20 protein-coding genes are annotated in these 22,270 nt (G+C 58.2%); 4 read left to right on the forward strand and 16 right to left on the reverse strand.

Annotated features, from left to right (window positions below):
* Nucleotides 1–33: 33 nt before the first annotated feature.
* The 14 genes from BFD71_RS04280 to BFD71_RS04340 form a co-directional block, all read right to left on the reverse strand.
* Nucleotides 34–2,967, reverse strand: coding sequence for a P-loop NTPase fold protein (locus BFD71_RS04280; protein WP_069262052.1), 2,934 nt, complete (start codon nt 2,965–2,967; stop codon nt 34–36).
* Nucleotides 2,968–3,102: 135 nt separating this feature from the next.
* Nucleotides 3,103–3,792: a hypothetical protein gene (locus BFD71_RS04285; protein WP_141710565.1), complete on the reverse strand. Its 690-nt coding sequence runs from the start codon at nt 3,790–3,792 to the stop codon at nt 3,103–3,105.
* Nucleotides 3,793–3,917: 125 nt separating this feature from the next.
* Nucleotides 3,918–6,020 (reverse strand): DUF262 domain-containing protein, encoded by a 2,103-nt coding sequence (locus tag BFD71_RS04290; RefSeq protein ID WP_069262054.1) that lies wholly within the window; start codon nt 6,018–6,020, stop codon nt 3,918–3,920.
* A gap of 177 nt (nt 6,021–6,197) precedes the next feature.
* Entirely contained in the window at nt 6,198–7,073 is an 876-nt protein-coding gene (locus BFD71_RS04295) for a hypothetical protein (RefSeq protein WP_069262055.1), read from the reverse strand.
* A gap of 46 nt (nt 7,074–7,119) precedes the next feature.
* Nucleotides 7,120–7,350, reverse strand: coding sequence for a hypothetical protein (locus BFD71_RS04300; RefSeq protein ID WP_069262056.1), 231 nt, complete (start codon nt 7,348–7,350; stop codon nt 7,120–7,122).
* Nucleotides 7,351–7,433: 83 nt separating this feature from the next.
* On the reverse strand, nt 7,434–8,093 hold the full coding sequence (locus tag BFD71_RS40295) for a hypothetical protein (RefSeq protein WP_141710567.1): 660 nt from the start codon (nt 8,091–8,093) through the stop codon (nt 7,434–7,436).
* A gap of 206 nt (nt 8,094–8,299) precedes the next feature.
* Nucleotides 8,300–8,647, reverse strand: coding sequence for a hypothetical protein (locus tag BFD71_RS04310; RefSeq protein WP_218108648.1), 348 nt, complete (start codon nt 8,645–8,647; stop codon nt 8,300–8,302).
* Nucleotides 8,648–8,850: 203 nt separating this feature from the next.
* Nucleotides 8,851–9,207: a tyrosine-type recombinase/integrase gene (locus BFD71_RS42785; protein ID WP_370684247.1), complete on the reverse strand. Its 357-nt coding sequence runs from the start codon at nt 9,205–9,207 to the stop codon at nt 8,851–8,853.
* Nucleotides 9,138–9,539 (reverse strand): hypothetical protein, encoded by a 402-nt coding sequence (locus BFD71_RS42000; protein WP_256094486.1) that lies wholly within the window; start codon nt 9,537–9,539, stop codon nt 9,138–9,140. Before BFD71_RS42000 ends, BFD71_RS42785 begins: the two co-directional genes overlap by 70 nt.
* A gap of 501 nt (nt 9,540–10,040) precedes the next feature.
* Nucleotides 10,041–10,544, reverse strand: coding sequence for a hypothetical protein (locus BFD71_RS04320; protein WP_069262058.1), 504 nt, complete (start codon nt 10,542–10,544; stop codon nt 10,041–10,043).
* Nucleotides 10,545–10,988: 444 nt separating this feature from the next.
* Nucleotides 10,989–11,807, reverse strand: coding sequence for a hypothetical protein (locus tag BFD71_RS04325; protein WP_083245049.1), 819 nt, complete (start codon nt 11,805–11,807; stop codon nt 10,989–10,991).
* A complete protein-coding gene (locus BFD71_RS04330; protein WP_141710568.1) occupies nt 11,804–13,822 on the reverse strand; it encodes a hypothetical protein in 2,019 nt (672 codons plus the stop codon). Before BFD71_RS04330 ends, BFD71_RS04325 begins: the two co-directional genes overlap by 4 nt.
* A gap of 637 nt (nt 13,823–14,459) precedes the next feature.
* A complete protein-coding gene (locus tag BFD71_RS04335; RefSeq protein ID WP_069262407.1) occupies nt 14,460–14,705 on the reverse strand; it encodes a Txe/YoeB family addiction module toxin in 246 nt (81 codons plus the stop codon).
* A 16-nt stretch (nt 14,706–14,721) separates the two neighbouring features.
* On the reverse strand, nt 14,722–14,982 hold the full coding sequence (locus BFD71_RS04340; RefSeq protein WP_069262059.1) for a type II toxin-antitoxin system Phd/YefM family antitoxin: 261 nt from the start codon (nt 14,980–14,982) through the stop codon (nt 14,722–14,724).
* A gap of 565 nt (nt 14,983–15,547) precedes the next feature.
* On the opposite strand from BFD71_RS04340, the gene BFD71_RS04345 reads away from it, so the two are divergent.
* The 3 genes from BFD71_RS04345 to BFD71_RS04355 all read left to right on the forward strand — a co-directional run bounded on the left by BFD71_RS04345 (nt 15,548) and on the right by BFD71_RS04355 (nt 18,185).
* Nucleotides 15,548–16,231: a hypothetical protein gene (locus tag BFD71_RS04345; protein ID WP_069262060.1), complete on the forward strand. Its 684-nt coding sequence runs from the start codon at nt 15,548–15,550 to the stop codon at nt 16,229–16,231.
* A gap of 317 nt (nt 16,232–16,548) precedes the next feature.
* Nucleotides 16,549–16,920, forward strand: a complete 372-nt coding sequence (locus BFD71_RS04350) for a YciI family protein (RefSeq protein ID WP_069262408.1) — start codon at nt 16,549–16,551, stop codon at nt 16,918–16,920.
* Nucleotides 16,917–18,185, forward strand: a complete 1,269-nt coding sequence (locus tag BFD71_RS04355) for an RNA polymerase sigma factor (RefSeq protein WP_069262061.1) — start codon at nt 16,917–16,919, stop codon at nt 18,183–18,185. The genes BFD71_RS04350 and BFD71_RS04355 overlap by 4 nt, the downstream gene beginning before the upstream one ends.
* Nucleotides 18,186–18,303: 118 nt before the next feature.
* On the opposite strand, the gene BFD71_RS04360 is transcribed toward BFD71_RS04355, so the two are convergent.
* The gene (locus BFD71_RS04360) at nt 18,304–18,717 is read right to left on the reverse strand and encodes a hypothetical protein (protein WP_176732822.1); all 414 of its coding nucleotides are present in this window, start codon (nt 18,715–18,717) and stop codon (nt 18,304–18,306) included.
* A gap of 345 nt (nt 18,718–19,062) precedes the next feature.
* On the opposite strand from BFD71_RS04360, the gene BFD71_RS04365 reads away from it, so the two are divergent.
* Nucleotides 19,063–20,022 (forward strand): hypothetical protein, encoded by a 960-nt coding sequence (locus BFD71_RS04365; RefSeq protein ID WP_069262409.1) that lies wholly within the window; start codon nt 19,063–19,065, stop codon nt 20,020–20,022.
* Nucleotides 20,023–20,106: 84 nt separating this feature from the next.
* On the opposite strand, the gene BFD71_RS04370 is transcribed toward BFD71_RS04365, so the two are convergent.
* Complete coding sequence (locus BFD71_RS04370; protein ID WP_069262063.1) at nt 20,107–22,266, reverse strand: ATP-binding response regulator; 2,160 nt, start codon at nt 22,264–22,266, stop codon at nt 20,107–20,109.
* Nucleotides 22,267–22,270 lie beyond the last annotated feature (4 nt).

The raw sequence follows: 22,270 nt of genomic DNA on the forward strand, positions 1-22,270 counted from the left end.
CTAGGCTCCGAGTCGCCAGTCTATAGGCATTAGTCAGGCAGGCTCGTTCTCCTTGACCTCTGTGGAATCCGCTGGCGGCGGCACCTTGCGGACGCTGTCGTTTGAATCTATCGCTTTCGGATGCTGCGCGACATCGTGGACAGCGAATATTGCCTCAATCGCCTCTTCATCATCGCCCGTTGGACCCGGGTACCGCTTGTCTAGTGCAGCACGCACTGCGGCCGCCATCCCTTTCCAATAGTGGATAACGTCAGTGTCATCACCGGCACGGTCTCGGAAATTCGTTCCCGTAAGGCGGGCGAGCCACTCAAAACGCGCCAATGCGTCTGCGTATCTATTGGCGATTATGGGTGTCGTCATTACGGATCTGAACCGACCTTGGCCCACGTGAGTCGCCTTCCAAGCCGGTTCCTCTTCGAGCGCACTAGTTTCCGTCGCGACTTGATGTGCACCGCCTATCAAAAGCAACAGGAATACGACGAGATGCACGTCTGACGGTGGCAAGCTTGGTACATTAATAGCGACCACATCGAACATTCTGCGGCGGTTCGCGTCCCGCGCAAGCACATCGATCCATCGGGTAGCCCCCATGCGGATAATGAAGTACTCGAACGCAGCTTCATGCTCGCTTAAATCCGGCGACGGCTGAATCGCAGGATCCACCGTATTGCAGAACGCGAAGACAAATGAGTCGAACGCCTCGACAAGCACATCAGTATTGGCAACGCGCATCGTGATCGGCAGTGCCCGACTAAACGAGCGACCGATTTTCCATTTCGGCAGCTCCCCCGTTACGGAGGTCCATCCTCCGTTCGACTCCCATTTGCCGAAGCCACGTTTGTACAAGTCCTCAATCGAGTGGATGCTCCTCGTTGCCACCTGCTCGGCGACATCTTCGCAGAATCTAAGATATTGAGCGCCTCTAAATGGTATGACCAGCGGTATCGCTGTCGCCGACATTGCAGCTTGCAGTGCCGGCAGAAATAGTAACGAGGCGATCTGCGGGGATGTGTGCTCATCAAGCGATGATGATCCGGCATACATCTCGATTGAATTAAGTGCGACTATCCCCGCCTCATCGCTTTTCGGGACGATCCTCAGATATGAGGCATACGCCCTTCTCAGCCCTTCGTTGCCCAATGGCGATAGCGCGAAAACCGCCATAGCGTCGCGCACCCCCTGCGCTATCGCAGACCAGGTCTCCGAATCCTTAAGGCGAACAAGATTCTCATTGGCGGCTCTATGGCCTGCGAGGCGGCCCAGAACGGATAAAACGTAAAAGGTGTTCTTCGTTTTCAAGGCTTCATCAGCCCAGCTCCAAAAATCTGAGGCCAAGATTCTCAACGCGTTGACACTACTTCTGTTACGCAGCAGTTTGAGTGCCTCCTTTAGCTCCCCCTTCTGCAGGACTTCCGTCCACGCGGGAACAAGAGCTCTGTTCATCGCCATTCCCGGGTCGGACAATCCGTAGTACATCATCGCGAATTGCTCCGCGAGTGTTACCTCATCAGCTTTCGCCTCACCGACGACTGGCGCATTCGCACCACCGAGATCCGTTATTCCGATCTTTCTGCGTAGTTCATTGATCCGCTCATTGTCGAGGAGGGCCCTAACAACCCCGCCGTTGCTGCCCAACAGCAAATAAGCACTCAATATCGCAAGCGGCACGCCTCTCCATCGGTACTCAAGGACGACGAGGTCATTCACAAATCGCACGATGCGCCGCATCGTAAGATCCGCTTCGCTGCTGTAAAGCTGATGAAACACCCGCACTACAGGGCTGAACCGCTCGCGTGGCCCTCCGAATGCTTCGACAAGCATATCGACCAAGCTTTTTTCCCAATGGAAGAGCGTTGGCGGAGGCAAATCCAATCTGATTTGAAAGAGCTTTTCCGAGAGTCCAGTGTCGATGTCTACACCCGTTTCCTCTCCGGATTCTGCGACCGGTGTTGCCCATGGCACTACAACCCAAATCTGCTTGTACCAGTCCTCCGTCGCAACGAAACTATTGTCGATGAATGAACGCAAAAAGGCCCAGGCATCTTCCCTTTCTTTCTTTTCCAAGCGATCCAGGTTATCCAGTACGACTATGAGTCGCCGGCCAGCATTCGCACCGAGCGCTGCGGCACCGATTTGCTTGAAATGCTCCGCGAACTCAATGCTGGACGGCACCGGCTCTTCTGAAGTATTTACGGTCTCCGACACGCTCCCCTTGTTCGCCAACACCGCAGACAAACCACCAGACCATATGATGGTCCAGCCAATCGCGACGAACGCAAGCCATGCTGCAACAGCGACGGCCACCTCGGAGCCAATGGAAGGAAGGGGGGCAATCACCGGCGCCATGGCATACTTCAAGAGCGAGTCTTTAACCGTCCAAGCAAACCCTGCGAACAGGAATAGACGGCCCCAGATACCAATCTGAACCTGCGATGTCTTCGTAACCTCTTTGTACCGACCGGCAAGTCTCTCTTGCAGCGTCGCCCATGGCTCGCGTTCAGCTTTCGATGGCTTCGCGACGCCCTGCAGGATTTCACACAGGCTCCTTCGTGAAAACTTCCGTGGCTCTTCGAGCCATCCAGCCCGCTGCCACAGACTCTGCAGAAGGCTGGACAGAAATGCGCGTCGCAATGGGTCGCCGGAATGCGCCCATGCGTCGTAGACGAACACATGCGGGTTAAATTTGATCTCCTCCACATTTTCACCGGCGATACGACCCGACGCTCCCGAAAGAGGCCGGCCCTTCTGCGAACGGAGCTTGCCATCGAGGATTCTAATGAACGTGGACTTCCCCGCCCCCCATGCGCCACTGACACATACGGTTATCCCGCCTTCAATTTCGCGGACCATATCGGAGGTAGCCTCCGCTAGCTTCTCGAAAGAATCAAGCCGATCCTCGCCGGCAGGCTCGTCCTTCAGAAAAGTTGGCCATTCCTTTGTTTCATCGTTTTTCTTTGTTCGGTTCATATTCCGGCGGACACGCGATTACGAGCTAAACTCGGAGCAGGTCCACTCCTACTCCGCAAATTTCCATCAATTCGGGGCCTATACGGTCGTCATAGCAGTTGCGCTGAGACGTGCCAGCCATTCCTCAGTGCACGTTTAAGCGATTGCTTGGCCTTTGTAGTACGTCCCCAGCTCGACCAGCACATTTGTGCTTACGCAGTGACTTGCGTATGGTTCATCGTTTTCAATAAAGCCTTCAGTCGCAACAAATTGCTCTGTCGCGAGGTCATATTCCTCAGTGACAAACCGGTGCGCGACGTTGCCTGCGAAAGACTTCCTAGTCAAGCACCACTTGCCGCCCAGTTCTTTCCAAACGTGCTGGTCGTGCGCACGAAGATGCTGCTCGCTAACCTCGACCGCCCCATCTCCGAGAACCTGGAGGGTGACGACGACCGGATGGAATGAACTCGATATTGCCATGGCGTCGCCCGTCACCTGGATCGCGAATATTCCAGACGAGCGCTCAGGTGCGATACAGAGCCACCGAGCGACAGACGCGAAACTCGATTCGCGAAGGTCCGCCTCGAATACAGCCGCGGTGACGCCGCCGTTTCTCGCTGACGCGATGAGGCGTGCGTCCTGCGGGACTTGCCTGCCAAAGAGCGCTCTCGATTGTTGCTCGACCGACAGATTTGACCATTCATGTTCAATCGATGGCTTCGGCCGTGCCAGCGTTCCGAGCAGTTTCCCGTTTGGCGCAGCCTGCGCAAGCAAGAAGCTTGAAACGATCCACTTGATGAATCCTCGTCGCGAGGAAGATTCAGGCGTCAATTTTTTGATCTCCAACGTTTGACCTTTGCCGATGTTCAGCGGACAGCCGTGAGACGACCGTACGACCAGGCAGACTTGCCACCCATACGGCGACCACGTCGAACGGCGTCGACTCAGGGAACTTCAATGTCACCAAGAGGTTAGTCAGAGACCGTCTCCGCCTGCCTTTCACTGCTGAGGAACAGCAGCTTTTCGCGATCGTCATCCCTGAGGGCAAATCCCCACCTTTTCTCCATGAACATCAGCAGACCTTCACCGCGCGCGCGGATCTGCTCCCGTCCCCAATCATCGTTCTCCGCCACTTGGATTTCCGAATGTGAACCATCGGAATAACCGTTGCGAATCTTGGCGCCCGACGCGTCGTACCTGGGCTGCTTCTTGTCGTAGAACGCGTCATTCTGAAGCGAAGCATTGATCGACATGGAAAGCAGGAGGAGATTACCGATTGATCCGGCGTAGCGGATTTTGTCCTTTTCGGAAAGGTCTGCGAAGGCAGCCTCCCAGGCTGCCCCTGGCGTCTGTGGATAGATATGCTCAATCGAAATGCGGTCGCTTCCTGACTTCAGCAAGTCATCCCAGTCGACCTTCTGTTGCCGGCTACGGCTGCAGAGGTGCTGCTCGTATTCGTAAAGGAAGTGCCGCAAACTCGACCAGCCATAATAGCCTGTACCTTCTTCGAATTTCTTGAAGAGAATGCTGTGAAACTCATCGATGCGGAGCTTACCATCCTGGTCGAAGGCATACGCCAGCGAGCTATCTAGGTGTTGCGTTATCTCCGAGAGCGTAGCCTCGCGACGATTGAGGTCGCGCGCGGCTCTATAGAACACACTGCTGCGGTAATTTGAGCGCGCGGTGCCGATCCGGAACGCAATGAAGATGAAGCGTTCTATCCTTTCGAAGATTCGGAGCCTTTGCGCTTCCTCGTCCACGGACTTCAGCACCACCATGACCAGCGGACGGAAGTACCCCATCCCGATTCGATTCAGGCGATCCACTGCAATCCGCTCGACCTCCGACATGCCGATCGCGAGATGCGGATAGAACGAATTGAACCAATGTTGAGCGGACTGACGTAAGCTACCAACGTAATCCCTGATGTGCTTTGGCGCAAGCTTGCTTCCGCGCGACGTAGCTGGCTTTTCCAGCGCCTCGGTCATCGCTTCATCTGCGTCGTCAAAGTCGGCTTCCGAGCGCTGTTCTTCGACAGTTTCGAGTATTACAGTTCTCTCGACCAAGTCGTGGACGTTCTGGGATGTGAAATATTCGTCGAGCAGGAAGCGTGCGTAGTCGCGGCCGGTATCGCGTGAGTACTTGAAGTAGCTGATCCAGTGGGCTCGAAGGAAGTCGTCGTCATTCAGCGGACGCGTCTTGTTGCGGCCGAGCTGGTAATAGACCTCTTTCCACGCGTCGTTGATGTCATCGCGAAGCGCCTTTTTGCCTGCCCCGTCAACCTGCTCGTCCCCATACAAGGTCGTGAGATAGATGAGCCGGTTCTTCAGCAACTCGAGGTCGGAAAGCTTTTTCCCACGATTGTTCATCGTCTCGAAAGCCACGAATACGTCAAACTCGTCGTCGATCGCGTACTCGTTGACGAGGAGGCGCTTGGTCAGCCTCTTGAACAAATCGGCTAGACCCTGGTGACCATTGATTCGATGGAATTCGGCAATCTGCCCGGAAAAGTACTTGCTCGCGTTGTCGAGATTCAACGTATAGAACGTTTCCTGCACTTGCTTCCCGTCAGGTTCACCCAAAATGCGAAAGCGGAGGAATTCCTCACTCGGATTGTCCTCGGTGTAACCAAACAGATACGTCCGGAATCCGCCTCTCGGGTTTGTTCTAAAGAGGTAGCGTTCCTCGATGTCTGCAAGCGTCATGCTATCAGTGACGTAGATTTCCTTCCCCGGCATCCCCTGGTGTACGGGAAGCTTGCGAAAGAAGTTCACGAACGCTTGAATAAAGATCACGAAGGTCGTCAGGCGCTGCTGACCGTCGACTACGTGATATAGGCGATAGGAGTGGTCATCGACGAGCCAGTGCTCTTTCGAATCCTCACGGACCGAAGAGCCGGAGACCTCTGTCAGCGTCACAACCCCAGTGTAGTGCGACCGGGTTGTATTGAGATTGACCAGATCCTCCCAGAACGCCCTCAACTGCTCGTGCCGCCACGCATAGCCCCGCTGAAAATCAGGGATGCGGAATATCTTTTGCGTGAACAGGCGTTCCAGCGAGATCGGCTTTTCCATTGTCGTTGTGGTGCTTGAGTTTTTCTGGTCTGCAATCGTCCAGGTCGGAGGAGCACGCTCGACCGATCAGGTGACTTCGTTACGTCGAAACGCTGTGAACCGACGGTGAATCGCTGGTTTACGGCATCCACGCGGAAAATTTGAAGCGCGACGGCACACAACAGTTTTCCGTGCATTTTATGGTGTTGACCATCCGATTTCACGCAAGAGCATTCCAACAAGATGGACACTGGTTTCGGCATCTTCTGTGGTAAGTGGCCGAAGGGGCAAGCCTTTTTCTTCTCTAGACTCCCGCTCCGAAGACTTTCCGCGCGGATGCAGTCGGTTTACGACAGACGCCGCCCAGCAGGCAATATTCTTGCCCTTGGGGATCTCCTTGACAACATCCCCCAAGTCTTTCCCCTGAGCGTGTGTGCCGATCCACGTTGTCAAGATTACCTTTGTTGTCTCGCGAGCTACGTCCACAATGGGAGTCGGCTGCTGTTTATGAAATGCATCAACCAATGATTCCAGCGCAGCATGCACGGCACCGGTATCGACCTTGGCACCATCCTTATCAACAATCGGCTTGATAAGATCAGGAAGGACTCCCACGAGCGAAACCGCCCGAAGCGTAACCAAAACATGTCCGATGGAGATTTTCTCCGAGCCTACAACGCGCCAAGCCGTTTCAAATCCAGAGTCGCCGATCCGGACGATGCGAGATTCGATACTTTCCGGCCTCAAGTTAGGCTGCCACGCGTCGTAAGACACGTCAGGCGTCCACATTTTGTCGGCCATGCCATTATGCTTGCCGATGTGATATGGATCGAAGCTGCCTGAATCCACGCGACCGATATGCCATCGAGATATGTTGGAGCTTTTGACATAGAAACGCCCACGCCTTATGCGGGTAACTGGGTCAAAGCTGTCCTCTCGAAAGGCAACCTCCGCTGGCGATGCAATAAACTCGCACGAAACATTGCTCACGACAGGAATTGGATGAATGGCACGTAGGTCATTAGCATTCCCCTCATAGAATAAACCCTGAGAAACCACCAGCTTTTCCATCATTCCATCCTCGCAAATCGAAATGGTTTTTCCGTTGCTTTGGCGAAATTCAGAGTCGATACATCAGCGCACTGATGTGGCAGTAGCGGTCCCAAGCTTGCGCAACCCTTTTGTTGAGTGTATCGCCGCAAGCGTGAAATTCCGAAACCTCCGCTGCTGAGGGTGCGGCACCGGCCTCGAGTTTCTCGTGCCAAGCTTTCGCGACTTCTACCGCCTCGGACACTGCGGACCAGTAATCGCTCAGTGCATCTGCCAAGTCCGCTTCCGAGAACGTGCTCATATGTTTTCCGTTCCGGTCAGTTAGGCGTGCGGTCGAGTCGTTCAAACAGGAACGATATGAACGCTTCACGCCGGGGTTGCCTGTTACTGCCTTTCTTCGTCCTTCGTTGCTTTATCGAGTACATCTTTGAATATGTCTTCTGTCCCGGGGTACTCACGCCATATTTGCCTTTGCCGCTCAATCAGCACGGCAAATGTCCCTTGCACAGAAAGGGTTGCAATGATTAGCCCGAACCCAATCGTGGCGGGCGGTCCGTACGCCCGCAGTGTGAGGTGCCTGGAGGTCACTCGACCGCCAAGATAGCTCAAGCAGAACGTTAGTAAACCTGTGGCGGCGTAACCGCCGACAAAGCCGCCAGCCAGGCCGCCGGCAGCTTCGAACCCTGATGTTGTCAAACGATCCCTGACCTCCGGCGGAAGTCGACCCCAGGCTTCGGAGGCTGTTTGAACGTTTTCCTGGGATGCCAAGCGCGATACCGCGCGAATCTCTTGACCCAGAGTACGGTTCTCCTCCTCTTCTGGCCTCCCCTTCGAAGCCAGGATAACACCGCCTTGCGACTTGATCCGCTGTACACCTCGGTACCATTTTCTCGGCGTGTTTACGAATCCATTCACGAACCCGCCGAGAAATCCTCCAGAAGAGGCTCCACACAAAGGGCAGTGAGAAACTGGCGCAAAGTGATGTATCGGACACATAGAGAGGAACCTCGGAATTAGCATTTTGGAGACGATGTCGGCTGACATCGCGATTGCCTTGCGCAAGGGTTTCGGTACCCTAGAATTCCATTGCCGCCCAACTCTCCGTCGCCGTTGCCATTTCGCTCGCCACGTAAAAAGCATGAGTAAACGGCAAAGCATGGAAGTTTACAACCCGCTCAGATTCAAATGTCACCTCACGCGTCGTGCCGTCGTATTGATACCCGATGACCGTTTTCCTTGCTTCAGACGCTCTACTTTTGCTCGACCTCGATCCGCTGAGTGGGCTCAGCCCTCAATTCCGGGCGCTTGAGCATAGGATCGCCGGGCTGGAGACAATAGAACTCGATCTCTGCCTCACCGCAACCGCCATGCAGCGCGCATTCACTCGATTGCTCATGTTGGAGCAGTATCTCTCTGTTTTGCGTCGAGCAGAATGCGTTTGCTTCCTGCAGCGCTTGACCCTTTGCGGACGCCGGCCCACCGAGCGGCACGCGCGTCGAGATGGCGTAAGTGTCAGGGCCAATCTTGATCGGCCCGGTGTCGGTGCAAGCCGTGAGCGTCAAAGCAATGCTACACAGCGCGATAATTTTTGTGGACACGCTTAACTTCTTCTATGCGAAATGGATATTGAAATGTCCTGCGGTGAACCACACCGTGCAGTCCGCACTTGGTCGCACCATCTGGTGTGAAAGTCGAACGGATCTCTTTCGTAGCAATCTTTGGCCGGCGGTGATTTCATTCCAACGAGACAGGTCTACGACATGGTTATCGGCCGCCGACCGCCGTATCTTTAGTGGTTTGTTCAATCCCCGAGATCAATCGCTTCGACGGCATCCCGGTGCTCACGCGCGGTTACGTCCAAGTATGGCGCAACGTGATCAAGATGCGCATGCCCCAGGAGAACCCGAACAGTTTCAAGCGAGTGCCCTTGCGCGACGAGTCGACTGGCAAATGTCCGTCTCCCTGAATGGCTGCTGTACCCTGCCCCGAGGCCTGCGGCGCGGTACAGACTCGTCACGTAGCTCTGCAGGCTGTCGGCAGCCAGATACTCGACAGCTTCGCCCTCGAAATTGACACGACGCTTCACACTCAGCTCGAACGGCCCCCCCTCTGCGTGAGGATGAGTCGTGTGTGAGGCATGAGGCCGCGATACTCGCACTTGTCCAGCAAGACGCCATCAGCACGTATGTACCTCCACTCAACATATCGATCGAAGGCCTCGAGCGCCCTCTGATGTGAGAGGAAAATGCAGCGCGGCCGGCAGCCCTTGGTGATAGATCCCGGCAAGGCGATTTCTTCGCGACGCGCGCCCAAACGTGTGAGCACGTGATTAACCTCCAGCCGGGCGATCTCGGTCACCCGCATACCACAGGTGACGCCGAGTAGCAGGATCAACGTGTCACGTTCGGGGAAGCGGCTCGTCGCTTCAGTGACGCGCAAAAGGTGGCGGAATTTCGCGGGGGTGAGCACTTTGGCGTGTCTGGGTTCCATGCTTTCCTTCCTCGTAATACGCTCGTTTTCGAACTCTGTTACGAGAGAGAAAGCGTTGGGCGCTCCTTTCAAGTGTAAGCCGCAAAAAGCCTCACTTCCTCGGAAAGATCCCTGTCACCTTGCTCGCTGGCGAGGTGCGCCGGGCACCGGCGGATGCGGGGTTGCGAACGGGACAGGCGGTTAGTTGCATCCCGCATAGACCATCATCCAGCAAGCCGCCCGGCCCGCGCGAACGTGCTTTGTGCGACGAAATTGCTGTGCGACGGTATGAGCAGCGTCGACAATGCACTGGCCTCGACGCGTAACATGAGTTACGGCATCAAACGCTGTGGCAAGTGCGACGGGTTCATTGTTCATCGCGCCGATCATCGGTGCGGCACTTCTTGTTGCGATCTCCATCATGCATGCGGAGCTGGCGAAGCTTGTATTTCCATCGTCTGCTCTGCGACGTACTTTGACCCGCCTAGACCTATGGGCCCTGATTGGGATACGCCACCGGCATCAACGGAACTTGATACAGGTAAGGGCGGTCTGTCTGGGGCGAAGCTCCGTGACCTTCACGGCCTTCACGGGTTCTCCCGCAGGACTGATCTCCATGACACCGACGATACATTGCCGGTCGTGCACACGCATCATCGACTGGAAGAAGGACATATCTGGATCGGAGGGCTTATGTCCCTCCCAGGCGACCAGGCGGTAACGTCCGTCTTTCTGCGGCGTGAACGATGCGGGCAACATGCACACATTTTCCTCGTAGGAGATCACGAGCGGTTTGTCCGGAACGACCTTGACTGGCATCGCGCCCGGGCTGCCATCGACGTAGGTCTTGCCCGTGTAGCAGCCCTTTTCGTTTAACGTCAGGAGGTAGACGGCCTTACCCTCGATCTGTAGTGCTGCTGAGGGCTCCGAGTCATTCGGGAATGGATAGGGATGGCCTACGGTAGTGCAGCCTGTCAGAAATGCAAGAGTTAGGAACAGCGAAAGGTTATTTTTGATTGATTTCATCGTTCTTTCGTAGTGGTTCAGGGTTCTCGCCCGAACACCGCAATGTTCAGCAAGCAGCGTCTTTTTGCCTCTGCGCCCGCAATGTCAGTTTGTGGATTCAAGTCACCCTCAAGCACGTCGCCTGGAATCTCCATGTTCGCCGCGCCACGGCCGCACCGGCCGGACCCCAGTCCCAGGCCCGGCTCAGCGCGTCGCCCAACGCATCCGCGCTGCTGTACTGCGGGAACAAGCCCGTGGCCTGCAACTGGTGCTGCTCGGAGATGTAACCCGCCAGCGCTGCTGCGACATCAGTGCATTCGCTTTGGCCGGGTTAACGTCAGACAGCCCCGCCGCGCACTGCAACAGATAGCACGCCGCATCCGCCAGACGTTGCGGCTCCTCGGGCGTCTGTCCCTTCGCGCGAGTTTTTGCTGCTCGTTCGGATACAGCTGCCGGTTGTACAGGTCAAGTGTTGTTGCTGAACAGCCGAGATAGCTTGCCGAGGAAGCCTTGCGGTGGCGGCACCCACCCTGGCTTGAGAAAATCGTAGACGTTGTCGTAGTGAGCTAGCGGACGGACGGGCATCAACTCCACGGGAACTAAAGGATGTTCGATCTCCACACGGACGCCGCGATACCAGCACAGTTTGCTCTCCAAGGTGCCGCGGTATGACATGAACTCCTCTGCCACATCGCCACTTCCTTTAATAAAGGCGTGCTTCTTCTGGATTAGATCTCCTAGCCCTTCCCTATCGCCCTTGAGCAAAAGTGAAAAGAAATCACGGCCTTGGGCACATTCTGCTCGCAGCGGATTTCGGCCATGCTTTGCGATCTTCTCGATCATGGCATGAACCGTTTGGTCCTCGCCGCGGATAGCCATTTGCAACATGTAAACATGGAACCGGCTGTTGAGCGGATTATTGCGGTCTCTTACCAAATCCGCCGTTTCTAGGCAAGCGATTTCTTTAACTATCTCCTCGCAGTCAGATAGCAGTGCAATCTGAATGTCTCTTCCAACCTCGAAAGAAGCGCCTCCATTCTGCCCCACGCTCGCTAGAACGAGCTTGGACGCCAGATAGAAGTTCTGCTTACATTTCTCGAGGTCACGCTCGATGAAATAGGCATGAATAGCGCTGTTTCGCGCGTACCCCGCAAGGCCGCAAAGAATGCTGCCTAAGCTGGCTGTCTTTCGACGATGCATGAACCACTCGATTTGACGATGGCTTGCCTTCTCCTCTGCGCCGAGGACATTGAGAAGCTTTTGCTCACGGCTTAATTCAATCATTTTGCTCCCCCGAGCTTGACAACGGTTGCCCCTTGGCTATCAACGCCGGTAACCAACTTAACAAGCTTACCGTTATCTTTTGCCGCTTGAATAATATCTGCGGTTTGCGTCGCAGCAGCATCACCTGTTTGCCGCAGGCGATCGATTGCGCCGGTCACCCAATCATCTGTCATCTGCGTTGGCAAGGATCCGGAAGGCCCATTGAGCTTGATCGACCCGTTCGAATTGAGTGGCTTGACCTCGTTGATGTAGACCGTGTCGCCCTTCACATAGACTCCGTCAAAGCAATTGACGCCACATTTTCCGTCGAGCTGCGTGTAACCATTGCGTGCGAAATAGTTGTTCACGACAAATTCGCGCGCGTCACCCTGCAAGGTCGTGTTCGGCAAGTTGTCGAGTTGAGAAAGCATTGCACGTTCCGCAGCCGACAGCGGCAGTGTCATACCCTGGTTCGTGACCTGGCTGGCCGCGATGTTACCTCCCTGCGAGGCAACCACATCGCCAGCGAGCGTCGCGTCGAGTGCCCCTAGAGCGCGCCCAACCGTACCGATCACTTTGTTGGTCAGTGCGCCCCCAAACACCAATTGCTCCAAGGTGTATTCGGGCTGCGCTGAACCGTTCAGGGTAGCAAGGTAATCGAGCCGGTTTTGATCGCGCAAGTCCATCCCCGGCACGACAGGTCCAGGAGCCTGTGTCCGGAGGATGTAGTTGGTGTACTGATCCGCGCGCTGCGCTGGCGTGGCACTGAAGTAGGTTTCCACACCTCCGTCAGCCATGATCGGAGCGCCGCCGACCATAATCGGCTTGCCCATGTACGGAGCCAGCATATCTTGCGCGGTTTGCAAGTTCTTAAGATACGCGTCAACACCGCCCAGCGCCCCTTGGCTATTCTGCACAGTCGCTGTCTGCAAGATATTCTGGAGATACCCCATGTTCTTGGCGTTGGCGGCATCGTCGACTTGTCCTTCGGCCACACGCTCAAGCAAGTCGGACCACAGGGTTGTCGCTGTCGATATACAGGTAGCGTCACCATTGCAGGTCTGCTCGGCTTTCTGCTGCGCCAGCTTCTTGATCAGTGCGCGCTCATCTGGATGCAACTGCCGGTTGTACAGATCCGCTCCCAGCGCCCCATTCGCCCCGCTCATCACGCCGGCAGTACCCCCCAGCGCACCGCCCGCCACCGCGCCTGCGACGCCCGAAATCACGTTCGATAGCAGCCTGCCTCCGGGGGTGTTATCGAGCGCCTGCGCTGCCGCGTTGCCCGCAATGTCCCCCGCAATCGTTCCGCCAACCGCGCCCGCGACACTGCCGCCACCCAGCGCGGCGCCCACGCCCGCCACAATCGCGTGAGACCCGATGCGCGCCGCCCCGTCGTTGCCCCACAGCGCGAGCTGCTGCTTCGCCGAATCGATATCGGCCTGTGCCTGCGCTTCGGCCTGCGTATCTCCTGCCTTTTGCGCAGCGTCTTTGGCTTCTGTTGCCTTTGTGAGCTTCGCATTCGCCTGGTCTTCCAGCGCCGTCGCAACGTCCCCCACCACCTGCATCCCGACCTGCACCGCCCCCTGCTGGACGCTCATGTCGTTCTGCACCTTCTGCGCATCGAACGTGTTCTTCACCGCACCGTCGTTCGCGCTCGCGGCGTCACGGCTCAGTCCAGCGGTACTGTCGTGGCCCGTACCCGCGTCGCCGCGCACGGTGATCGTGCCAGGGCTCACCGCTGCATACGTCGTCCCGGACTGGCTGCTGCTCACACCCGCCACGCCCAGGCCCGCGGGCCCGAGCTGGTTCGGACTCGCTCCGGCCACACCATTGGGAGAGACTGGTGCGCTAAAGCCCGTGCCCTGCGGCGTACTCTTGCCCATCGATCCACTGACGCTCAGGCCCACCGTCGAACCCGAATAATCCGCGGTGTTCTGGAGATTCGTGTACCCGAAGGTCTGGGTCGACAGCGTATTTTTGTCCTGCGTCGCCGTGCTCGCAATCACGCCGCCGTCGAGCTGCGTATGGTTGCCCACCTGGACGTTAAAGCCACCATCGCCGGCATAGATACCACTCTGCTGGTTGATCTACGACCTTGCAGGCATTCTGCAAACCTCCAGCGATATAGTCTCGCTACTTTCGACACTACAGATCGACTGTCAACCGAAGGAGCATTAACGCGCCCCCAGCTCTTCCAAAACGCCGGAACCGTCTCGCGCTGCTGGCATATGTGCGCGCCCGGCAGCCTGTAAATTGAAGCGCAGGGATCGCCGCTTTCGCCACGCAGGTGATAGCCGGGAGACGGCGATGTGGTGTCGATCCGATGAGTCCCGGCTGGGGCTCGTCATGCATGGGAATGTCGCCTCAAGCACTGACCGGCCTCGCCTTCAGCATGCCTGCATGCAGGCATCGCGCCGTCAGGTGACCGGTCCTGGTCAACGGCACGCAGGCGCATGCGCGTACTGATGGGCGGCTGCCCTTTCCTGGACGCGAATGCTTCGACCGCAAAGCGAAGCGACGCTCCCCAGCAGAAGTGCCCCAGATCAGCAAAAAGACAGCTTGCAGGTCAAATGCGCTCCGATCTACCGCTTACCGGTTCGCGTCCGGGATGGGCCGGCAGGCATGCCTGGAGAATTCGGGCAGCCTCGCAATGCAGCTGGACGATGGCGTCGATCAGTAGTGGTAGCGACACGAAATGATGTTGATCTGCGCGCGGTCTATTTCGTAGACCAGACGATTCGTCTCATCGATCCGGCGTGACCAGAAACCCGTCAGGTTTTCCTTCAATGGCTCGGGCTTGCCAATGCCCTCAAACGGGGAGCGCTGCGTATCCTTGATGAGTTGATTGATCCGCTTTAACGTCTTTCTATCCTGCCCCTGCCAGTAGACATAGTCGTCCCATGCCTCGGCGGTCCACATGATGTTCAAGGCGCGCTCATTCGCTGTCTTCGACCAGCTTGCGGGACTTGACCTTGCCCGACCTTGCCTGCGCGATTGAGCGCTCCAAATGGGCTACGTTGGCCGGGGAGCGCAGCAGGTGGACCGTTTCCATCAAACTGTCGTAATGCTCCTGAGACATGACGATCGCGTTGGGTGCGTCCCGCCGGGTAATGAGCGTAACGTCTACGTCATCCACTACCTGGTCAATGACGCGCTTCAGATTCGCGCGGGCGTCCGAAAAGGGAATCGTGCGCATGCATCCTCCTTCGAGGCAGATTTGTACCAAATATCGTACAAGTCTACCACGCGCCTCATTCATGTACAAGTACTTGTACATATCCTGCTGCACGCATCGCCAGCTTCCTCCGACGAGTACATTGGAGCGCATGAGACGCAAAATCACGCGGCAACACCTGCCAGCTGTACCTTCCTCGGAAAAATGCAAGGACGTCGACCATCGACGCTCGAGACGCCCATGACAGCCAGAGGCAAGCGACCGTGCGCGCCACCTGCCCTGCCGGCTGAAGTAACGCGCCGGGAACCTGCGGTTAGGGGGGTTGGTGGAGGGAACCGTTAGTTGCACGGTGGGCGGAAGCAAGGCCTTCGATGGTTGGCGCCCATCAGCACTGCCGCGCGCGCCGGCAATCTGGGCGCTTTCCCGTTCAGGCAAGTCGACAGGGAATGCGCCCTTTTTTTTGCTTCAAAAGCGCTTGCCGGCCTCTGATGCCAGATAGGTATAATCGCCGCCCGGGTGGCGCAAAAATCAAACAAGGGGACATGTCGTGCGCGCGACAATGGCAGTGGTAATGGCAGTTGCGGTAATGAGTGTGACGACGGCGGCCGCGGCCTCCGTCGAGTATCGCGAACAATCGATGCCGCCGGATGTGTGTCACGGCATCGTCGCGAAACGGACCGAGGCAACAGGTCAGATCTCGGTCGGTGCGGCTGCGGGCAACGCATGTGTTTGCCAGCCTGCGGGCGCCGGACCGCGCGCCGCGGCAGCCCGCCCTGCGCCGCCGTCGGGCGATCATAAAGACCAGGATGACGACGGAGCACTCAAGGCGGGGGCAGCGATGCTCGGGCTTTGGCCGAAAGACTCCGGGAACCATACAGGTCACGTCGTGACCGGGCAGATTGTCCGCAACGTTCGGCACGAGCCGGTTGCTGCCGCACACGCGCCGGAGGGTGGATCGCATCACGCGTTCAGCTATGGCCGTCACGCAAACGTTTGGCATGCGCCGAGTACTGTCGCGCGAACGACAACGGACGCGCCGCCGCATCGCGCTTCAACCGGCAACAGTAAGGACAACACCCGGCACAAGCCGGTCGCTGGCGTGCGCCTGGCGGCAAAGATACCGCCGCACAGTGACGGCTCGCGACGTTCGCTCGCAACTGCCGCCGCTCATCCGGTGCCGCATCATCGCCTCATCGTCGAGACGAAACCGATGCAACCGAAGGTCCTGCCAAACTCGCCACGACGGGAATTGCCACCCATTCTCAGTTGATACTGCATATAAACTGCGCAGAGATTCGCTCTCTGCGCTTCGTTTCGCGCAGCGGCACGTCGTGCGACATTCCCGCCAATCGCTCGATCTGGTCACGGCATGACGCATCGAGAGCTCACCTGGCGTTCTGCGTGCTGCGTGCAATCGAAGCTGACGGGCCGTTAGTTGCATTGATTCATCGACCTCTTGCTGCTGCCGCTTGACATCTGCCCTCCGCGATTTTTTGATGCGCCTTGTCCGTCAGCATGACGCGAGAGCGTCATTATGATGGCGGGACGATGGAATTCATCCGCCTCAACCCCATGACGGAGGCTCAAATGGAATACCTGTTGATGATCTATTCGGAAGAAAACAGCTGGAACCAGATGACCGACAGCGAGCGACAGCAAGGCGTCGCCGCCTATCACGCATACACGGAATCGCTCCAGAAAGCGGGAGCGCTGGTGGGTGCCAACCGGCTGCAGCACACGAATACGGCCACGACCGTGCGGCTGGTCGACGGCAAGCCGCAGGTGCTCGACGGACCGTACTCCGATTCGAAGGAGCAGCTCGCGGGCTACTACCTGATCGACGTACCCAACCTGGACGCGGCAATGGCGTGGGCGTCGCGGTGTCCGGGCGCGGCGCACGGCATCATGGAAGTGCGCCCGGTCTGGACCGCTCCGTACGATGCGCCATCTGCTGCATGAGCCAGTCCGGCGGCGGCCGTCACGCTGACGCCGCCGCACATCCCATTGCCGAGGCCGTCGCGCGCCGCAGTTATGGCAAGCTCGTCGCACTGTTGGCGATGCGCACGCGCGACGTCGCCGCGGCCGAGGACGCACTCGCCGACGCGTTTGCGGCGGCGCTCACGGACTGGCCGGAGCGCGGCTGCCCCGCGAGCCCCGAAGCCTGGCTGATGACCGTTGCGCGCCGCCGGGCGATAGATGGCGCACGCCATCGCCATGTCGGCGACGCAGTGGTGAACCAGCTCGCGATCCTCGCGGAAGAGATCGACGAGTGTGAACCCGGCGCGTTGCCCGACCGGCGGCTCGCGCTGCTCTTCGCGTGCACTCACCCTGCACTCGAGGCCGCAATTCGCACGCCGCTGATGCTGCAGGTCGTGCTGGGCCGGGAAGCGAAGACGATTGCATCCGCGTTTCTGATGTCTCCCGCCGCCATGAGCAAGCGCCTCGTGCGCGCGAAGACCAAGATCCGCGAAGCGGGCATTCCGTTCAGCGTGCCCGAGCGTGAGGAACTGCCCGGCCGGCTCGACTCAGTGCTTGAAGCTGTCTATGCAGCGTATGCGGAAGGTTGGACGGACCCGGTCGGCGGTGATACCGAACGGCGCGATCTAGCCGACGAGGCGCTGTATCTTGCACAATTGCTCGTCGAACTGCTGCCCGAGGAACCGGAGACGCTGGGTCTGCTTGCGCTGATGCTGTTTGCGCAGGCGCGGCGAGATGCCCGACGCGATGCGGCCGGCGATTACGTGCCACTATCGGCTCAGGACCCGGCAACATGGAACGCACCGATGATCGACGCAGCCAACGTACTGCTGCGGCGCGCGAACGCGTTAAATTCAATCGGTCGCTTTCAACTCGAGGCCGCGCTGCAGTCGGCGCATGTGCATCGCTGCCGATCGCATTGCCCGAACTGGGACGAGATCGTTCAACTTTACGATGGGCTGCTCGCCATTGCAGCTTCGCCCGTCATCGCGGTGAACCGCGCACTGGCACTGGCGGAACGCGACGGCCCACAGGCGGCGCTCGACGCGCTCGCGCCGTATGCGGACGATCCGCGGCTGACTGACTACCAGCCATACTGGGCCGCACGTGCCAATCTGCTCGCGCGTGCCGGCGCTACGACCGAAGCGCTTGACGCCTACGATCTCGCCATCGGCCTCGAGCGCGATCCGGCCGTGCGGCGGTTCCTGCAGCGCAAGAAACTGGAACTTGCATCGGCGGGCAGCTAGGGACGCGTGGCGATGCGAATGTCCGCAATGGAACGTGCAGCCGCCCCACGGCCGCGGGTCACCGACCGTCCGCTATGGCCGAGCTGCTGCGTCTCGTTGTCCGTTGGAAGCGCGTCGATTACCCGTGAATCATCTTGCCAGGCCCGTGATGTTGCGGCTGAATGGCGGCGAAAACGTGCGCCTCCTTCTGTAGCGCCGTCAGAATCTCAACGGCCTGGGCATACAGCACGAGGCCAGCAACACGAACGAACGTCTCACGCGAGCGCGCGATCGACGCAATCTGCTCCGAGCACACAAATACAGTTTCGCGGGCATCTCCCGCAATGACCGTGTCCTGAAGGATCTGCAACTGATGAATGATCCGAGCGAGGAATATGACTCCCTCACTCTTATGGGGAAGCGTCGCTGATAGGCGTTCCAGGTCGTCAATAGTTTGACGCAGCCGCGATAAAGTCGCCCGATCCATTCTCGTCTTCTCCTTGTTTTCTTCCTCTTTCCGCGGTGGGTCGATACAAAAAGTACCACTGGCCAATCGCCGAACTCCGTTGCCATCTCTCGCCCAACCCTTCTTTATCGGCATCTACGCACGAGTCTGTAGATCCATACGACGAACCCAGTCTACGTTTATGCAAAACGCATTCACCGGGACAGGTTGAGCGCGGCGACGGCTTCGCAGTCCGTTTCATCGAGCGCCAGGGCGATGTTGTGCCGGCTCGATGGCGAGATCGTTCGCCGCAAGATAGTTCTCGATCGCGCGGCGCATCGGACCGGCCACATCCGAGCCTTTATCAACCGCCCGCGAGGCATGTCCCTTGCGCGGAACCAGACGAACAAGCATACATTCGTGGATGGTGGGCCATCCCGATCCAGGACCCTTATGTCCGATTTTATCGAATCCGAAATTCATTGGTCTCGCAGAGACCGCGTCACGGCGCTGGTGCGAACGATAGTGCGCACGCTGACCATTCTTGCGGCAAGCTATTTGCCGTGCGCGGGGCTGTCTGCTCAGCCAGCTGACAATGCCACCAGCTTGCGCGCCACCTACGAGAGCCTGAAACCACAACTCGATCATGCCGCGTTTCATCGCAGGCTGTATCTCGATTCCCGCGAGTCCCCCTCAACCGTCACGGGCGAAATCTACGCTGTGCTGGACTACCCATTCGGGACCGTCAGTGATGTATTTAATGACCCGACGCAGAGCCCGAAAAACTGGTGCGATGTGTTGATCCTGCATCCCAATATCAAGTACTGCCACGCCTCTGCCAACAGCAGCGGCGACACGCTGACCGTATACGTCAGTCAGGAGGAAGTCGCTGAAGAACTCGCGTCCACCTACCGTCTGCAATTCGATTACGAACCGGCAACCACCAGCCCGGGATACTTCCGGCTAAAACTGCACTCCGATAGCGGGCCGCTGAACACCCGCGATTATCAGATCGTTCTGGAAGCGGTGTCGCTCGGGAGTGGTCGCACGTTCCTGCACCTGACCTATGCGTATAGTTACGGGGCAATCGGGCGTCTCGCCATGAAAGGCTATCTCGCGACTTTCGGTCATGGCAAGGTCGGCTTCACCAACCTCGCGGAACCGTCCGCGGCAGAGCCGAAATTCGTCGACGGGGTGCGCGGTCTGGTGGAACGCAATACCATGCGTTACTACCTGGCCATCGATGCCTATCTCGGCGAACCGACGAGCCTACCGGACAATCGCGTGCAGCAGCGCCTGAGTAACTGGTTCAGTGCCAGCGAGCAATATCCACGGCAACTGCACGAAATTGACCGGCAGCAGTACATGGAGATGAAACAGGAAGAATACCGGCGCCAACAGGCGCGACCGTAGGGGCTTGCCGCGCGCTGCTGCTGCGCCGGGACCTTCTGCCTGCATGGCTGGCACGTGGATCACTCGGCAGCCGCCTGCAATTGCTTAGGCGAAAGCGCCGTTACCAGGCGTCTTCGACTGTCCGTAGTCTTCGATGATGCCGATCAGAACGTTGAGATCGGCCGGCTTGACCAGGTAATGATCGATACCGGCATCGGAAGCGCGGTTTCGATGGTCCTCCTGGCTGTAGCCGCTTATGGCAATAATCAGGCTGCGCGGCAACGCTTCGTCGGCGCGAAGATGCTGCGCGACTTCGAAGCCTGACATACCAGGCAGTCCGATATCTAGCAGAATGACTTCCGGCAGAAATGCACGTGCTTGCAAGAGCGCTGTGGGGCCATCAGAGGCACGCTGAACCTGATGCCCATGTATGCGCAGAAATGCTTCAAGGCTTTCTGCTGTCGCGGTCATATCGTCGACGATCAGGACGCGCGCGCCTTGAGTGCGCCGTATCGGAACCACATTCGTCTGTGTTTTGGTCAACTGCTGAACCGCGCGCGCCGGCAAGCGGACGGTAAACCGGCTTCCTTTTCCCTGGCCCTCACTCTCGCACTGAACCGTGCCTCCATGCATTTCCGTGAGATGGCGCACGAGCGTCAGGCCGATGCCGAGGCCTCCCTGGCTGCGGTCCAGCGAAGTCTGCCCCTGTGCAAAGAGTTCAAAAACGTGTGGCAAAAACGCGGGATCGATACCAACGCCTTCGTCGGAGACGACAATCGAGGCTGTCGCGCCGTCATATTTTGTCGAGATGTACACGCGCTCCCCGGGCGACGTAAATTTGGACGCGTTGTTGAGCAGGTTTGTCACGATCTGCGAGAGCCTGACGATGTCACCCTCGATCACGACGTCGACATCCGGAGTTTCGCGTATCAGGGTTTGCGAACGCCTGCTGTAGTGCGGTCCGCTCGCCTCGATTGCCCGGTCGATGACGCTCGACAGGAGCACGAATTCCGTACGAAGGGTGACCACGCCGCGCGCAATTCGCGAGACGTCGAGGAGGTCGTCCACAATGCGCACGAGATGCTCCGCCTGCGTTCCGATAATGTCGCTACCCCATCGCAGCACGTGGGGATCCGTCGACTTGGCACTTCGCATCACCGCCACGGCATTGACGATAGGCGCAAGGGGATTGCGCAGTTCGTGCGCAAGCATCGCCAGAAATTCATTTTTGCGCCGGTCGCCATCGCGGATCGCCGAGAAAAGCAAGGCGTTTTCGAGCGCGATTGCCGCACGGCTCACAAACTCGCGCGTCACGGGCCCTTCGTCGATGCGTTCGATCGAGTGGCGCACGCCCAGCACGATGACGCAGGGTTGGGCGGCGTCGACCAGTAACGGCCAGGCCGTCATTGCGTCCAGTTCGAGGGGCATCCCGGTAACGCTGCCGTCGTCGTGGCTGGACGCCAGCACCGGGCTCCCGTCGATCTGGCGCGTTGCCGGGAGGCCCTTCGAGAGGCACTCTTTGACCAGATCGTCGAGTGCCTGCAAAGGCAAAGTCCGCGGCAGCAGGATACCAGCCGCCTCGGTTTGAGCGCCTGCGTACGCAGCGTTCGAAATGTACGCAACGGTTTTCGGCGCCACTCCTTCCCCGGCGGTGAACACCAGAACCGCGAGGTCGGCGAGCGCGGGCACGGGCAGTTCAACGATCCTCGCAACGGTATCGTCGACCTCCAGCGAGCGGGTCAGCGCCTGACTCGCGCGGGCGAGAAAGTCGGCTCGGTATCGCGCCTGTTCGGCAGCCGCGCGCTGCGCCTCGACCTTTGCAAGTTCTTCGCGCTCGGCCGCGCGCGCGAGTAGCTGGTTGCGCATCCGGTACATGTCGACAAAAACGCGGACCTTCGCCCGCAGTATCTCCGGAACGACAGGCGAAGATATATAGTCGACAGCGCCCAGTGAATAACCGCGCGACATTTCCTTTTCATCCACATAAGCGGTGACAAAGATAATGGGCGTTTGCCTGGTTCGCCGGTACGCGCGCATCATCGACGCCGTCTCCAGTCCGTCCATGCCTGGCATGTTCACATCCAGCAGGATGACTGCGAATTCCTGTTCGAGCACGGCCGCAAGTGCGGCCCGCCCGGATGAAACCTCCACAATGTTCTCGCGGAGTTCTTCGAGAACGCTGCGAAGAACGAGGTGCTGCTCAGGCACATCGTCGACGACAAGAATGTTGACCTGATCGCCCTCTTCCCGCGAATACGTTTCCATGGTA

Origin of the sequence: Paraburkholderia nodosa (assembly GCF_001718195.1) — a bacterium.
Classification (GTDB): Bacteria; Pseudomonadota; Gammaproteobacteria; order Burkholderiales; family Burkholderiaceae; genus Paraburkholderia; species Paraburkholderia nodosa_A.

What these genes read in the sequence shown, in the direction of transcription:
- BFD71_RS04365 (WP_069262409.1), top strand. Translation starts at nt 19,063, where the DNA reads ATGTCCGATTTTATCGAATCCGAAATTCATTGGTCTCGCAGAGACCGC.
- BFD71_RS04340 (WP_069262059.1), bottom strand. Translation starts at nt 14,982, where the DNA reads ATGCGCACGATTCCCTTTTCGGACGCCCGCGCGAATCTGAAGCGCGTC.
- BFD71_RS04320 (WP_069262058.1), bottom strand. Translation starts at nt 10,544, where the DNA reads ATGAAATCAATCAAAAATAACCTTTCGCTGTTCCTAACTCTTGCATTT.
- BFD71_RS04295 (WP_069262055.1), bottom strand. Translation starts at nt 7,073, where the DNA reads ATGATGGAAAAGCTGGTGGTTTCTCAGGGTTTATTCTATGAGGGGAAT.
- BFD71_RS04335 (WP_069262407.1), bottom strand. Translation starts at nt 14,705, where the DNA reads ATGTGGACCGCCGAGGCATGGGACGACTATGTCTACTGGCAGGGGCAG.
- BFD71_RS04355 (WP_069262061.1), top strand. Translation starts at nt 16,917, where the DNA reads ATGAGCCAGTCCGGCGGCGGCCGTCACGCTGACGCCGCCGCACATCCC.
- BFD71_RS04370 (WP_069262063.1), bottom strand. Translation starts at nt 22,266, where the DNA reads ATGGAAACGTATTCGCGGGAAGAGGGCGATCAGGTCAACATTCTTGTC.
- BFD71_RS04350 (WP_069262408.1), top strand. Translation starts at nt 16,549, where the DNA reads ATGGAATACCTGTTGATGATCTATTCGGAAGAAAACAGCTGGAACCAG.
- BFD71_RS04325 (WP_083245049.1), bottom strand. Translation starts at nt 11,807, where the DNA reads ATGATTGAATTAAGCCGTGAGCAAAAGCTTCTCAATGTCCTCGGCGCA.
- BFD71_RS42000 (WP_256094486.1), bottom strand. Translation starts at nt 9,539, where the DNA reads ATGGAACCCAGACACGCCAAAGTGCTCACCCCCGCGAAATTCCGCCAC.
- BFD71_RS04280 (WP_069262052.1), bottom strand. Translation starts at nt 2,967, where the DNA reads ATGAACCGAACAAAGAAAAACGATGAAACAAAGGAATGGCCAACTTTT.
- BFD71_RS40295 (WP_141710567.1), bottom strand. Translation starts at nt 8,093, where the DNA reads ATGTCAGCCGACATCGTCTCCAAAATGCTAATTCCGAGGTTCCTCTCT.
- BFD71_RS04290 (WP_069262054.1), bottom strand. Translation starts at nt 6,020, where the DNA reads ATGGAAAAGCCGATCTCGCTGGAACGCCTGTTCACGCAAAAGATATTC.
- BFD71_RS04345 (WP_069262060.1), top strand. Translation starts at nt 15,548, where the DNA reads ATGAGTGTGACGACGGCGGCCGCGGCCTCCGTCGAGTATCGCGAACAA.
- BFD71_RS04300 (WP_069262056.1), bottom strand. Translation starts at nt 7,350, where the DNA reads ATGAGCACGTTCTCGGAAGCGGACTTGGCAGATGCACTGAGCGATTAC.